Source organism: uncultured Georgenia sp., assembly GCF_937958535.1.
In the GTDB taxonomy this organism is placed as follows: domain Bacteria; phylum Actinomycetota; class Actinomycetes; order Actinomycetales; family Actinomycetaceae; genus Oceanitalea.
The window spans coordinates 23,520-36,454 of record NZ_CALGNQ010000033.1 but is presented as its reverse complement, the minus strand read 5'-3'; the positions used below and the strand labels follow the sequence as shown (position 1 = coordinate 36,454).

General features: G+C 74.4%; 13 protein-coding genes and 1 tRNA gene. 6 read left to right on the top strand and 8 right to left on the bottom strand.

The annotated features are described in order from the left end of the window. Window positions 1–109 precede the first annotated feature (109 nt). The 3 genes from Q0195_RS01685 to Q0195_RS01675 all read left to right on the top strand — a co-directional run bounded on the left by Q0195_RS01685 (window position 110) and on the right by Q0195_RS01675 (window position 2,280). Window positions 110–979 (top strand): bifunctional allantoicase/(S)-ureidoglycine aminohydrolase, encoded by an 870-nt coding sequence (locus Q0195_RS01685; RefSeq protein WP_299273697.1) that lies wholly within the window; start codon window positions 110–112, stop codon window positions 977–979. 103 nt (window positions 980–1,082) lie between these two features. Beyond that, on the top strand, window positions 1,083–1,835 hold the full coding sequence (locus Q0195_RS01680; RefSeq protein ID WP_299273695.1) for an IclR family transcriptional regulator: 753 nt from the start codon (window positions 1,083–1,085) through the stop codon (window positions 1,833–1,835). A 1-nt stretch (window position 1,836) separates the two neighbouring features. After that, window positions 1,837–2,280 (top strand): SufE family protein, encoded by a 444-nt coding sequence (locus tag Q0195_RS01675; protein ID WP_299273693.1) that lies wholly within the window; start codon window positions 1,837–1,839, stop codon window positions 2,278–2,280. Here the strand turns inward: Q0195_RS01675 and Q0195_RS01670 are convergent. The 6 genes from Q0195_RS01670 to Q0195_RS01645 form a co-directional block, all read right to left on the bottom strand. After that, window positions 2,277–3,689 (bottom strand): NCS2 family permease, encoded by a 1,413-nt coding sequence (locus Q0195_RS01670; RefSeq protein WP_299273690.1) that lies wholly within the window; start codon window positions 3,687–3,689, stop codon window positions 2,277–2,279. The genes Q0195_RS01675 and Q0195_RS01670 overlap by 4 nt on opposite strands. Beyond that, window positions 3,686–5,017, bottom strand: coding sequence for a guanine deaminase (guaD, locus tag Q0195_RS01665; protein WP_299273689.1), 1,332 nt, complete (start codon window positions 5,015–5,017; stop codon window positions 3,686–3,688). Before guaD ends, Q0195_RS01670 begins: the two co-directional genes overlap by 4 nt. Window positions 5,018–5,236: 219 nt before the next feature. Further along, window positions 5,237–5,551 carry a hypothetical protein gene (locus Q0195_RS01660; protein ID WP_299273686.1) on the bottom strand — a complete coding sequence of 105 codons (315 nt, stop codon included), beginning with the start codon at window positions 5,549–5,551 and terminating at the stop codon, window positions 5,237–5,239. 330 nt (window positions 5,552–5,881) lie between these two features. After that, a complete protein-coding gene (gene lysA, locus Q0195_RS01655) occupies window positions 5,882–7,252 on the bottom strand; it encodes a diaminopimelate decarboxylase (protein ID WP_299273683.1) in 1,371 nt (456 codons plus the stop codon). Continuing rightward, window positions 7,249–8,925 (bottom strand): arginine--tRNA ligase, encoded by a 1,677-nt coding sequence (gene argS / locus Q0195_RS01650; RefSeq protein ID WP_299273681.1) that lies wholly within the window; start codon window positions 8,923–8,925, stop codon window positions 7,249–7,251. Before argS ends, lysA begins: the two co-directional genes overlap by 4 nt. 67 nt (window positions 8,926–8,992) lie before the next feature. After that, the gene (locus tag Q0195_RS01645; protein ID WP_299273678.1) at window positions 8,993–9,901 is read right to left on the bottom strand and encodes a hypothetical protein; all 909 of its coding nucleotides are present in this window, start codon (window positions 9,899–9,901) and stop codon (window positions 8,993–8,995) included. A gap of 169 nt (window positions 9,902–10,070) precedes the next feature. On the opposite strand from Q0195_RS01645, the gene Q0195_RS01640 reads away from it, so the two are divergent. Beyond that, a tRNA-Arg gene (locus Q0195_RS01640) sits at window positions 10,071–10,143 on the top strand. A gap of 1 nt (window position 10,144) precedes the next feature. Here the strand turns inward: Q0195_RS01640 and Q0195_RS01635 are convergent. Next, on the bottom strand, window positions 10,145–10,702 hold the full coding sequence (locus tag Q0195_RS01635) for an XRE family transcriptional regulator (protein ID WP_299273676.1): 558 nt from the start codon (window positions 10,700–10,702) through the stop codon (window positions 10,145–10,147). A gap of 80 nt (window positions 10,703–10,782) precedes the next feature. On the opposite strand from Q0195_RS01635, the gene Q0195_RS01630 reads away from it, so the two are divergent. Then, complete coding sequence (locus Q0195_RS01630) at window positions 10,783–11,730, top strand: NAD(P)/FAD-dependent oxidoreductase (RefSeq protein WP_299273673.1); 948 nt, start codon at window positions 10,783–10,785, stop codon at window positions 11,728–11,730. Next, the gene (locus tag Q0195_RS01625; protein WP_299273670.1) at window positions 11,723–12,370 is read left to right on the top strand and encodes a class I SAM-dependent methyltransferase; all 648 of its coding nucleotides are present in this window, start codon (window positions 11,723–11,725) and stop codon (window positions 12,368–12,370) included. The genes Q0195_RS01630 and Q0195_RS01625 overlap by 8 nt, the downstream gene beginning before the upstream one ends. On the opposite strand, the gene Q0195_RS01620 is transcribed toward Q0195_RS01625, so the two are convergent. Then, window positions 12,333–12,923, bottom strand: coding sequence for a TetR/AcrR family transcriptional regulator (locus tag Q0195_RS01620; RefSeq protein ID WP_299273668.1), 591 nt, complete (start codon window positions 12,921–12,923; stop codon window positions 12,333–12,335). The genes Q0195_RS01625 and Q0195_RS01620 overlap by 38 nt on opposite strands. Window positions 12,924–12,935 lie beyond the last annotated feature (12 nt).

Sequence of the window (12,935 nt, the reverse complement as noted above, 5' to 3'; positions counted from 1 at the left end):
ATAGTCCTCCCGCGAGCCGGACACAACCAATTCGGAAATCGGATTTCACTATGCGGTAGTGTGAACCTCGCCGTCCACCGCCGCACGCACGCCCGAAAGGACCCCTGGCATGACCGAGCGCACCTACTGGGCCACCCACGGCGGGCACCCGCCGCAGACCGACCTGCTCACCGACCGGGCCATGTTCCGCGAGGCGTACGCGGTCATCCCGCGCGGCACGCAGCGCGACATCGTCACCTCCAACCTCCCCCACTGGCAGGGCACCCGGCTGTGGGTGCTGGCCCGGCCGCTCACCGGCTTCGCCGAGACCTTCTCCCAGTACCTCATGGAGGTCACCCCCGGTGGCGGCTCCGACGCCCCGGAGGACGACCCGGACGCCGAGGCGGTGCTCTTCGTCCTCGAGGGCGAGCTCACCCTGACCGTCGGCCGCCCCGGCGCGGCCGGACGCCCTGCCGCGGGCGAGCACCGCATGTCGCCGGGCGGGTACGCGTTCCTGGCCCCGGGCGAGCACTGGACCGCCTGGAACCGGGGCGCCGAGCCGGTGCGGTTCATGTGGGTCCGCAAGGCCTACCAGCCCGTGACCGGCATCGAGGCGCCCGAGTCCTTCGTCACCAACGAGCAGGACGTCGTGCCCACCCCGATGCCGGGAACCGCCGGCCGGTGGGCGACCACCCGGTTCGTCGACCCCGACGACGTGCGCCACGACATGCACGTCAACATCGTCACCTTCCAGCCGGGCGGGATCATCCCCTTCGCCGAGACCCACGTCATGGAGCACGGCCTGTACGTCCTGCAGGGCCAGGCCGTATACCGGCTCAACGAGGACTGGGTGGAGGTGCAGGCCGGCGACTTCATGTGGCTGCGCGCCTTCTGCCCCCAGGCCTGCTACGCCGGCGGGCCCGAGCCGTTCCGCTACCTGCTGTACAAGGACGTCAACCGGCACGTGCCGCTGCGGCTCGGCGGCGCCGCGGCGCACTGACGCCGCGCCGGGAACCGCGCCGCCGCTTCCCGGGATAGGCTTTTCACAGTGCGGAAGACGTGGCTCCGGCCGCGTCCTCGGGTACCGACAAGGAGGCGTCGTCATGGCGAACGGTTCCACCGTCCAGTCCGTGGACCGGGTGATCGACCTGCTCGAAGGGCTGACCGACCTGGGCGGCTCGGCCGCGCTGAGCGAGCTGGCCGAGGCCTCCGAGCTCCCGCTGCCGACCATCCACCGGCTCATGCGCACCCTCGTCGTGCGGGGCTACGCACGGCAGCTGCCCTCACGGCGCTATGCCCTGGGCCCCCGGCTCATCCGCCTCGGGGAGAGCGCGGGACGCCAGCTCGGCGCCGGTACCCGCCCCCACCTGGAGCGGCTCGCCCGGGAGCTGGGGGAGAGCGCCAACATGGCGATGATCGACCGCGACATGGCCGTCTACGTCGCCCAGGCCTCCTCCACCCACTCGATGCGGATGTTCACCGAGGTGGGCCGGCGCGTCTACTGCCACTGCACCGGCGTGGGCAAGGTCGTCCTGGCGCAGCTGCCCGACGAGACGGTCCGGGAGATCGTCGGCCGGGTGGGGATGCCGCCGGCCACCGACCGGTCGATCACCACGCTCGACGCGCTGCTGGAGGAGATGGCCCGCGTGCGCGAGCAGGGCTATGCCGTCGACGACGGCGAGCAGGAGGTCGGGGTGCGCTGCTTCGCCGTGCCCGTGCCCGACGCCCCCACCCCCACCGCACTGTCCGTCTCCGGTCCGGCCGCGCGCGTGACCTTCGAGTTCGGCGAGGCCGCCCTGCCGCTGCTGCACGAGGTGGCCGCGGACATCTCCGCCGAGCTGCTCTCGGTCGGCTGAGATGCCCTCCGCCGCGCTGCCTTCCCGGTTCACCGAGCTCGTCGCCGAGTTCCACGCGCTGCCACCCGCCGACCGCCTCCAGCTGCTCGCCGAGCTGGGTGACGAGCTGCCCGAGCTGCCCGCGCACCTGCGCTCCCACCCGCTCGAGCGGGTGACCGAGTGCCAGTCGCCGCTGTCCGTGCTGGCACTCGTCGAGGGCGAGGGGAGCGCGGCGGTGGTGCGGCTGCACTTCGCCGCACCACCGCACGCGCCCGTCACCCGCGGGTTCGCCGGGGTGCTCCACGCCACCCTCGACGGCGCCCCCGCGGGTGAGGTCCTCGCCCTGCCGGCCGACGCCACCGCCTCCTTCGGGCTGGAGGGTGTGGTCAGCCCGCTGCGGCTGCGCGGCTTCGCCGCCCTGCTGGCGCGGGTCCAGCGGCAGGTGGCCGCGGGTACCGCCGGCTAGATGTCGAAGAAGATGTAGCGCACCGCCAGCAGCGCGGCGACGAGGTAGAGGATCGGGTGGACCTTGCGGACCCCACCGGTGAGCGCCCGGATGACGCAGTAGGAGATGACCCCGAGGCTCACCCCGTTGGCGATGGAGAAGGTCAGCGGCATGGCGATGATCGCGAGGAAGGACGGCACCCCCTCGGCGACCTCCTCCCAGGCGATGTGACGGATGCCGTCCATCATCATGGCGCCGACGAGGACGAGCACCGGCGCCGTCGCGGCCCCGGGGATGGCGCCTGCCAGCGGCCAGAGGAACATCGCCACGAGGAAGAGCAGGCCGGTCACCGAGGACGTCACCCCGGTGCGCCCGCCGTCCTGGATGCCCGAGGCGCTCTCGACGTAGGTGCCGGTGGTCGACGTGCCCATGAACGCACCGACCATCGAGGCGACCCCGTCCATCGCGAAGGTCGTCTTGGCCCGGGGCATGTCCCCGCGCTCGTCGAGGTAGCCCATCTTCTGGGTGAGACCGGTCAGCGTCCCGGTCGCGTCGAAGAAGTCGACGAAGAAGAAGGTGAAGACGACGGTGAACAGCCCCAGCCCGAGCGCGCCGCCGATGTCGAGCTGCCCGACGAGCTCCGCGGGCCAGACCGGGGCGGCGACGACGCCGTCGGTGAACCCGGGGAAGGCCTGCAGCGCCCCGTCCGGGCCACCGGCGTAGACCTCGGCGCGGGTGAGGATCGCCAGCAGCGAGCCGGCGAGGATGCCCCACAGCAGCGCCCCCCTGACCTTGAGCTGGAGCAGGACCGCGGTGACGAGCAGCCCGACGACGGCCACCCACGCGGTCGGGGCCCCGAGGTCGCCGAGCGCGACGAGCGTCGCCTCGTTCGTGACGACGATCCCCGCGCTGCGTAGCCCGAGGAAGGCGAGGAAGCAGCCGATCCCGGCCATGATGGCGAGCTTGAGGCTGTGCGGGATCGCCATGACGATGGCGCGGCGGGCCCCGACGACGCTGAGGACGACGAAGAGCAGGCCGGAGATGAACACCGCCCCCAGCGCGGTGCGCCACGGCACGCCCATACCGAGGACGACGGTGAAGGAGAAGAAGGCGTTGAGGCCCATCCCCGGGGCCTGGGCGAAGGGGTAACGCGCGACCAGCCCCATGAGTAGGCAGCCGACGCAGGCGGCGATCGCCGTCGTCATGAGCAGCTGGACGGGCGCGTCGGGCACGTCGATGGCCGCGCCGAGGACCTGGGGGTTGACGAAGAGGATGTAGCTCATCGTCAGGAAGGTGACGACACCGGCGCGGACCTCCCGGGGGAGGGTGGACCCGGCGGCGGTGATCCCGAAGTAGCGGTCGAGCAGGCCGCCGGCGGTGCCGCGCGGTGCGGGCGGGGCGTCGCGCCCGGTCTCCTTGGTGGTGCTCATGATGTCTCCTGTGTCTCGGCGGCGACCGGCTCCGGTCGGGCCTCGGCGACGGGGTCGCCGCCGACCCAGACGGCGACGACGTCCGCGGGGGTACCCAGGGAGAAGAGCTTGGCCAGCGCGTCGGTCGGGCTGCTCGCGTGCCGCAGCGCGACCTCGAGCGTCCCTCCCGCCTGCGGACGGACCCAGACGGCGTCGAGCTGCTTCCCGGGTGAGAGGTCGCCGACGTCGTCGGCGAGCCCCAGCGCCTGGGCGCCGGAGCGGGTGGCGAGGTGGAGCAGGTCGGCGGGGCCCAGGGCCACACCGGCGGGGCCGAGCAGGCGCTGCATGAAGTAGGCCTGCAGGCCCTCCTTGAGCAGGCAGAACCCGGTGCCCGCGCCGACGTCGGAGCCGAGCGCGACCCGCACCCCGGCGTCGAGGTGACGGCGCAGCGGGAACAGGCCGCTGCCGAGGGAGGAGTTCGACGTCGGGCAGTGGGCGACGGCGGCGCCGGCACCGGCGAGGACGGCGAGCTCGCGGTCGGTGGGGTGGACGTCGTGGGCGAAGACGGACCGTTCGGTCACCAGCCCGTGCCGGTCGTAGCTGTCGAGGTAGTCCGCCGCGTCGGGGAAGAAGGCGGCGACCTGGGCGATCTCGTCGGGGTTCTCGTTGAGGTGGGTGGTGAACCACCGTCCGTCCCCGCCGTCGGCGAGCAGCGCGGCGCAGACCTCGAGCATCTCGTCGGTCGTGGAGAGCGAGAAGCGGGGGGTGACCGCGTAGCGGAGGCGGCCGCGGCCGTGCCAGCGGGCGGCCAGCTCGCGGCCGGCGGCGAGCGCGTCGGCGGGGGTCTGGAGCAGCTCGGCGGGCAGCACCCGGTCACTGAGCACGAGCCCGGAGGTGACCCGCAGGCCCACCGCCTCCGCCTCGGCGAACAGCACGTCGACGGCGGCCGGGAAGTGCGACCCGAAGACGAGCGCCGTCGTCGTCCCGGAGCGGGTGAGCCCGCTGAGGAAGTCGCGGGCGACGGCGCGCGCGTAGCCGGGGTCGGCGAGGCGGATCTCCTCGGGCAGTGCGCACTCGCGCAGCCAGTCGAGCAGGGGCATGCCCAGCCCGCCGATGGCCCGCACCTGCGGGAAGTGGACGTGGGTGTCGACGAAGCCGGGGAGCAGCAGCCCGTCGCGCAGGTCGACGACGTCGTCGTCCGGCCACGCCGCCCGGGCGCGGGCCGGGTCGGTACGGGCGACGATGACCCCGTCGTGGACCACGAGGGCACAGTCCTCCTCGGCCCGCAGGCCGTCGGTGTCCCCCAGCTCTCCTGGGGTGTCCAGGACGGTGGCCCGGTAGATCGTCACCGATGCTCACTTCCTCGTCGAGCCCGGCACACAGCGCTGCGCTGTCGCTCACCCACCCCGGTCGCCGACCGGAGGCATGGTTTCGGTCCACTCGTCGGGTCGCCGGTTATCCATGCCGAACGACGACGCCGATGCCCCCGGACCCTACCGGCGCCGGGCGCCGGTGACAAGCATTTTGGAAGACGACTTTCACTTCGTGGATTCTGGCGGGCGCCCGGGTCAGCCGCCGGCGAGGTCCACCGCCCGTCGCACCGCCGGTGCGAACCACCGGGCCCAGGCCCGGCCGGGGGCGAGCAGGTGGTCGGCCACCGCCCGGAAGAGGAGCGCGCGCACGAGGAGCTGGGGGAAGGCGGGGCCCTCCGCGGCCGCCGCCCGGGCGAGGAGACCGGGCGGGGCGCCGCGGAAGACGACGGCGTCGGCCGCGACGACCGCCGTGGCCCAGCCGACCGGCCGCCAGTACGCGGTGAGGTCGAGGACCAGCGGCGGCCGTGCCGGGTGGAGGTGGACGTTGTCGGTGAGGTCGCCGTGGACCACCTGGGCGGGGGCGTCGACGGGGCGCCGGGCTCGTGGCGCCAGGCGGTCCAGCCGCCGACGGCGAGCCGGCCGTCCGCCGCCCGCACGGGTGGTGCCACCCGGACGTCGCGGGCGCCGTCGACGGCGGTGAGGACCGCGGCCTGCCAGGCCAGCTCCTCGTCGGACACGTCGAGCGGCTTGAGCACGGTGCCACCCGCTCGCCACACGGTGCGCTGCCCGCCCCGCAGCGGGACCGGCTCCGCGGTCACCCCGAAGGCGGTGAGCACCTCCGGGGGTGGGGCACCGGGCGCGCCGCGGCCCGTCTCGGACTCCCCCGGCGCGCGCACCGCCTCAGCCCAGGTCGAGGGCGAGGAGGTCCTCCTCGCTCTCCGGGCGGACGACGAACCGGGACTGCCCGTCCCGCACGGCGAGCACCCCGGGCCGGGGCACGAGGTTGTAGTTCGAGGCCATGGAGCGTCCGTAGGCGCCGGTGGCGGGCACCGCGAGGAGGTCACCGGGCGCGACGTCCGCGGGCAGCAGGACGTCCCGCACGACGATGTCACCGCTCTCGCAGTGCTTGCCCACCACCCGCGACAGCACGGCGGGTGCGGTGCTCCGGCGGTTGGCGAGCGCCGCGGTGTACTCCGCGTCGTACAGCGCGGTGCGGATGTTGTCGCTCATCCCGCCGTCGACCGAGACGTACCGTCGCTCGCCGCCGCCGTCGAGGACGACCGGCTTGACCGTGCCGACCCGGTAGAGGGTGAGCCCGGCGGGACCGGCGACGGCGCGGCCGGGCTCCACGGAGACCCGCGGCGGGGGCGTGCCGAGCTCGGCGCTCGCCCGCCGCACGACGTCGGCCAGGGTGGTGGCGACGCGGTCGGGCGCGGGCGGGGCGTCGGCACCGGTGTAGGAGATCCCGTAGCCGCCGCCGAGGTCGAGCTCGGGCATGAGCGTGCCGGTCTGGTCGGCCACCTCGGCGCGCAGGCGCAGCAGTGCCGCCGCGGCGACCTCGAAGCCGGACAGGTCGAGGATCTGGGAGCCGATGTGGGAGTGGAGGCCCAGGAGGGTGAGCTCGGGCCGGGCGAGGACCGCGTCCACCGCGGCGCGGGCCGCCCCGCCGGCGAGGGAGAGCCCGAACTTCTGGTCCTCGTGGGCGGTGGAGATGTAGTCGTGGCCGCCGGCGTGCACCCCGGTGGTCACCCGCACCATGACCGGGGCGCGCAGCCCGAGCCGGCCGGCCAGGTCGGCGACGCGGTCGACCTCGCCGAGGGAGTCGAGGACGATCCGGCCCACCCCGGCCCGCAGCGCGCGCTCGAGCTCGGCGTCGGACTTGTTGTTGCCGTGCAGCGCCAGCGCCTGCCCCGGCACGCCGGCCCGCAGCGCGACGGCGAGCTCCCCGCCGGTGGAGACGTCGACGTGCATACCCTCCTCGTGCACCCACCGCAGCACGGCGACCGAGGCGAAGGCCTTGCTCGCGTAGTAGACGTCGGCGCCGGCGAGGTCGGCGAACGCGTCACGGAACGCGGTGACGAAGGTACGGGCGCGGGCCCGCAGGTCGGACTCGTCCAGGACGTAGACCGGGGTGCCGTGCTCGGCGGCGATGTCACGCACGTCCCGGCCCCCGACGGCGAGACTGCCGTCGGCGGTCCGGCGCACGGTACGCGACCACGGGCTGCGCCGGTCCCCCGGGGCGGGCTCGGGGGCCGTCGTCGGGGTGCTCACATCCGCTCCGGGGCGCTGACGCCGAGCAGGTCCAGGCCGGTGGCCAGCACCTGGGTGGTGGCGTCGTTGAGCCACAGCCGGGTGCGGTGTGCGTCGTCGACCGGCTGCTCCCCGCGCGGGGTGACCCGGCACTGGTCGTACCACTTGTGGTAGGTCGCGGCGAGCTGCTCGAGGTACCGGGCCACCCGGTGGGGCTCGCGCAGCTCGGCGGCCTGCTCGACGATCTCCGGGAAGCGGGCGAGCGCCCCGAGCAGCGCGCCGTCGGCCGGGTGGTCGAGCAGCTCCGGGCGGAAGGCGTCCTCGCGGCGCACCCCGTGCGCGGCGGCGTTGCGCGCCACGTTGCGGGTCCGGGCGTGGGCGTACTGGACGTAGTAGACCGGGTTGTCGTTGGAGTGCTGGACGAGCAGGTCCAGGTCGATGTCGAGCATCGTGTCCGTCGAGGAGCGGGCCAGGGCGTAGCGGGCCGCGTCCACCCCGACGGCGTCGACAAGGTCGTCGATCGTCAGGACGTTGCCGGCGCGCTTGGACATCCGCAGCGGCTCGCCGTTCTTCAGCAGGTTGACCAGCTGGCCGATGAGGATCTGCAGGTTCTCCCCCGGCGTGTCCCCGAAGGCGGCGCACACCGCCATGAGCCGGCCGATGTACCCGTGGTGGTCGGCGCCGAGCATGATGATGACCTGGTCGAAGCCGCGCTCGCGCTTGTCGAGGTAGTAGGCGATGTCGCCGGCGATGTAGGCCGCCTCGCCGTCGGACTTGATGACCACGCGGTCCTTGTCGTCGCCGAAGGTGGTCGTGCGCAGCCAGACCGCGCCGCCCTCCTCGTAGATGTGACCGGCCTCGCGCAGCCGTGCCACGGCCCGCTCCACCGCCCCCGAGGAGTGCAGCGACTCCTCGTGGAAGTAGACGTCGAAGTGGACCCCGAAGTTGTGCAGCGAGGCCTTGATCTCCTCGAACATGCGGGCCACGCCCCGGGCGCGGAAGACCTCCTGCGCCTCCTCGTCCGGCAGCGTGCGCGGGTCGGGCTCGCCGTCGGCCAGTGCGTCGGCGATGACCGCGGCAGCGATGTCGTCGATGTACTGGCCGCCGTAGCCGTCCTCCGGCGCGTCCTGGAAGCGGGCACGGGCAAGCAGGGAGCGGGCGAACCGGTCGATTTGGGCGCCGTGGTCGTTGAAGTAGTACTCGCGGGTGACGTCGGCGCCGGTGGCCTCGAGCACCCGGGCCAGGGAGTCCCCGACGGCCGCCCACCGCACCCCGCCGATGTGGATCGGGCCGGTCGGGTTGGCCGAGACGAACTCGAGGTTGACCCGGGTGCCGCGACGGGTCTGGCTGCGGCCGTAGGCGGGCCCCGCGGAGACGATGGTGCGGGCCAGCTCCCCGGCGGCGCCCGCCTCGAGGCGGACGTTGAGGAACCCGGGGCCGGCGACGTCCGCGGCGGCGATGCCGGGCTGGGTGCGCAGCCGCTCGGCGAGCAGTTCGGCCAGCGCCCGGGGCGTCGTGCCGGCCTTCTTGGCCAGCTGCATGGCGACGTTGGTGGCCCAGTCGCCGTGCTCCCGCTGCCGGGGTCGCTCGACCTTGACCTCGCCGATCGCGTCGGCGGGCAGCTGGAGGCTGCCGTCCGCGGCGGCGGCCTCGAGGGTGGAGCGGATGAGGGCGGCGAGTTCGGTCGGAGTCACGCGGGCCAGCGTACCCGCGCCGGGTCCCGGACCGGCGCCCCTGACCGGTCCCCGGCGCCGTGCGGCGTCAGATCGGCAGGCTGGTGAAGAAGGCGTCGATGTGGTCGGTGCTGCCGGTGATCTGGAGCACGTGCCCGTTGTCGGTGGTCCAGATGTACATCCCGCGGTCCTCGTCGAGCGCGAACGCCCAGTAGGTCCCCATCCCGTTCGTGTAGGTGTCGCCGGTGCGCGGGTCCGTGCCGTCGACCTGGTCGACGAGCTCGGCGGCGAAGGCGTCGGCTGCCTCGTTGGCCGGCCACAGCGTGGCGAGCATCTCGATCTCGTAGTCGCCGCTGACGTAGGTGCCGCGCCACGCCTCGAGCGCGCCCTCGATCTCCTCGTCCGCGGTGAAGCCGTCCTCCGACAGCGTGAAGGTGAGGTCCCCGACGGCGACGGTCTCGTCGAGGTCCTCGAGCAGCTCGGTGGACGCGGTGGGCTCCGGCGTCGGCTCGGCGGTGGTGGGCTCGTCCGTGGGCTCGGCCTCGGCGGTGGTCTCCTCCTCCGCGGGCGTGCTCGCCTCCGGGGCGCTGGTCTCCGCCGTGGGCTGCGGGCTGGGGTCGGCGGACGGGTCCTCCTCCTCGCCGCCGAGCAGCAGCGCCAGGGCCACCCCGCCGGCGACGACGAGCACGACGACGACGGCGACGACGGGCAGCAGCCAGCGGGGGCGCTCGCGACCGGGGGCGGGCCGCTCGTCCTCCCCCGTCGGGTCGGTGGGGCCGGCGTCGGAGTAGATGGTGCGGGTGGGGTCGGGGGCCTGGCCGTAGCCCGGGTAGGCGGAGGTCCCCTCCGGCTCGGGCTGCGGCTCGGGGACGTCGTAGGGCGACTCCTCCAGGCGCTCGGTCGGCTCCGCGCCCGCGTCCTGTCCGGGGGTGCGGGGGGCGTCGTCGTCGGACGGACCCGACGCGCCGGTCGGCCCCGTCGGCGGCTGCTGGCTCATGTCGTCTCCTCACCTCCTGCGACGGGGCCACCGGCCCCGGCACACTGCGGCGTCAACACTAGGGCGTCCGGTCCCGCCTGTCGCTCCACCGGGGCAGAACGTGGCGGGCGCCACGGTCTGCCGATGTCGGTCCACGGCCCGGACCCTGATAGAGTCACCGGGCGTCAAGGCCCCTGTAGCTCAGTGGATAGAGCGTCTGCCTCCGGAGCAGAAGGTCGCTGGTTCGAATCCAGTCGGGGGCACTCACCCTCCCGCGCCGTAGGTGTGGATGCGGGCGCCCGAGGCGTCGAAGATGCTGATCGTCTCCGCCGGTCGGGTGCCGACGGCGCTCATCGCGTGCGGCACCGCCGTGTCGAACTCGGCGGCCTCGCCGCGCTCGACGACGACGTCGTCCTCGCCCAGGCGCAGCCGCACCCGTCCGGTGAGGACGTAGAACCACTCGAATCCCTCGTGCACCCGCAACGGGGGCAGCTCCCGCCGCGGCGGGTAGGTGATCCGGTAGGTCTGCACCGGCGAGTCCTCCGGCGCGAGCGGCACGATGACGAGCCCGTCGCGGTGGATGACGCCGCGCCGCACGCGCGGGTCGGGGCGGCGGGGCGCCACGAGGTCGTCGATCCGGATCCCCAGGCGGCGGGTGAGGGGGACGATGAGCTCCAGGCCGGCCTGCCGTTTGCCGGACTCCAGCCGCGAGAGCGTGCTCGGGGACATCCCGGCCGCGTGGGCCAGCTCGGTGAGCGTCCAACCGCGTGCCTGGCGGGCGGCCCGCAGCCGCCTGCCCACCTGCCCCAGGTCGGTCTCCACGTCACCTCCGTGCGGTCCGTGTTTGCTGTTTCCGCAAGAACCCTTGCCATCCTGCCACGGCGGCGCGCACGCTGCTCGGCATGGACATGGACACCCCCTGGGACGCCGTCGTCGTCGGCGGCAGCGCCGCCGGCCTGGCCGCCGCACTCACCCTCGCCCGCTCCCGGCGCCGCGTGCTCGTCGTGGACGACGGGCAGCCGCGCAACCGCTTCTCCCCGGCCGTGCACGGCGTCGTCGGCCACGACGGCCGGCCGCCGGGTGAGCTGCTCGCCGCGGCGCGGGCCGAGGCGGCCGGATACGGCGCCGCCTTCCGCACGGGCACCGTCACCACCGTGCACCGCGCCGGCACCACGCTCACCGTCGTCCCGGAGGCGGGCGACCCGCTCGCCGCACGGGCGCTCGTCGTCGCCTCCGGGATCACCGACCGGCTGCCCGACGTGCCGGGCCTCGCGCCGCGGTGGGGCCGCAGCGTGCTGCACTGCCCGTACTGCCACGGCTGGGAGGTGCGCGACCGGCGCCTCGCCGTGCTCCTCACCTCCCCGCTCCAGCTGCACCAGGTCGAGCTCGTCCGGCAGCTCAGCGCGGACGTCGTCGTGTGCACCGGCGGCCTCGGGACGCTCGACCCCGAGGTCGAGCGGCGGTGGCGGGCCCGGGGCATCACGCCGGTGGCCGACCCGGTCGTCGAGGTGCTCGGGCAGGGCCACGTGACCACCGGTCTGCGGACCGCGTCCGGGGACGTCGTGCCCGTGGACGCCGTCTTCGTCGCCCCGACCCCCGTCCCGCGCGACACCTTCCTGGCCGGGCTGGGCCTGCGCCGGGCCGAGCGGGCCGGCGTCAGCCTCCTCGCCGTCGACGGCACCGGCCGGACCAGCGACGACCGTGTGTGGGCGGCCGGCAACGTCGTCGACCCCGGTGCGAACGTCGCCGGCTCCGCGGCGGCCGGCACCCTGGCGGGGGCGGCGGTCAACCTCGCGCTCGCCGGCGCCGACACCGACGCCGCGCTCGAGGCGGTGGTCGGGCGTGGCTGAGCAGCGACCGGCCGACTTCTGGGAGACGCACTACGGGGCGGTGGACCGCGTGTGGTCCGGTCGCCCGAACACCGCCGTCGTCGACGTCGCCGGTGGGCTGCCACCGGGCCGGGTCCTCGACCTCGGCTGCGGCGAGGGCGGCGACGCCGTGTGGCTCGCCGGGCGGGGCTGGGACGTCACCGCGGTGGACATCTCCCCCACGGCGGTCGACCGGGGACGTGCCGCTGCCGCGGCGGCGGGCGTCGCGGTCCGCTTCGTCGTCGCCGACCTCACGACGTGGGAGCCGGACGCCTCCTACGACCTCGTCACCGCGTCGTTCCTCCAGTCCCCGGTCGCGCTCACCCGCGGCGAGATCCTGCGCCGGGCCGCGGCGCGCGTCGTCACCGGCGGGCACGTGCTGCTCGTCTCGCACGCCGCTCCCCCGCCATGGGCCCACCACCACGACGGGCCGAGCCGCCTGCTCACCCCGAGCGAGGAGCTGGCGGAGCTGGCGCTGCCCGACGGGTGGGAGGTCGTGCTGGCCGAGTCACGCACCCGCGAGGTCGACGGACCGGACGGTGCGCCGGCGGTGCTGGAGGACTCCGTGGTGCTCGTGCGCCGGGTCAGCGGCCCCGCCACCACGGCGGCAGCGCCGACATGATCTCCCGGGACCGCTGCTCGGAGTCGACGGCGTCCTGCTCCGCCCACACCCCCATGGCGCCCGCGCAGGCCGCGCCGACGATCCGGGCACCGGTCTCCGCGTCGATGGGGATCTCCCGCCCGCGGGCGACGAGGCGCTCGTGCGCCTCGTGGGCACGCGTGGTCATGACGTCGGCGACGATCCGCTGGAACTGGTGGTCCCCACCGCTGGCGAACAGCCGGCGGTAGGCGCGGCGGTTCTGCGCGATGTGGTCGAGCATCCCCTGCAGGGCGCGGCGGTAGTGCTCCGGCACCTCCTCCGCGGACGGGGGCAGCTGCTCCTCGTCGACCCGGGCGAGGTCGTCGATGAGCGTGGAGTACATGTACGCCGCGAACTCGGCGACCGAGGAGAAGTGCTTGTAGAAGGTGGTGCGGTGGATGCCCGCCACCCGGCACAGCTCCGAGACGTTGATGTCGGTGATCGACTGCGTCTCCAGCAGGGAGCTCATGGCACGTTCCAGGAGCGCCAGGGTGCGCCTGGTGCGCGGGTCCGAGGGCGTCTCGTGGAGGGTCATCGCCCAATTGTG

Excerpts from the sequence above, each read along its gene's own strand:
- Q0195_RS01675 (WP_299273693.1), top strand. The coding sequence starts at position 1,837 with ATGCCCTCCGCCGCGCTGCCTTCCCGGTTCACCGAGCTCGTCGCCGAG.
- Q0195_RS01645 (WP_299273678.1), bottom strand. The coding sequence starts at position 9,901 with ATGAGCCAGCAGCCGCCGACGGGGCCGACCGGCGCGTCGGGTCCGTCC.
- Q0195_RS01630 (WP_299273673.1), top strand. The coding sequence starts at position 10,783 with ATGGACATGGACACCCCCTGGGACGCCGTCGTCGTCGGCGGCAGCGCC.
- Q0195_RS01620 (WP_299273668.1), bottom strand. The coding sequence starts at position 12,923 with ATGACCCTCCACGAGACGCCCTCGGACCCGCGCACCAGGCGCACCCTG.
- Q0195_RS01680 (WP_299273695.1), top strand. The coding sequence starts at position 1,083 with ATGGCGAACGGTTCCACCGTCCAGTCCGTGGACCGGGTGATCGACCTG.
- Q0195_RS01670 (WP_299273690.1), bottom strand. The coding sequence starts at position 3,689 with ATGAGCACCACCAAGGAGACCGGGCGCGACGCCCCGCCCGCACCGCGC.
- Q0195_RS01685 (WP_299273697.1), top strand. The coding sequence starts at position 110 with ATGACCGAGCGCACCTACTGGGCCACCCACGGCGGGCACCCGCCGCAG.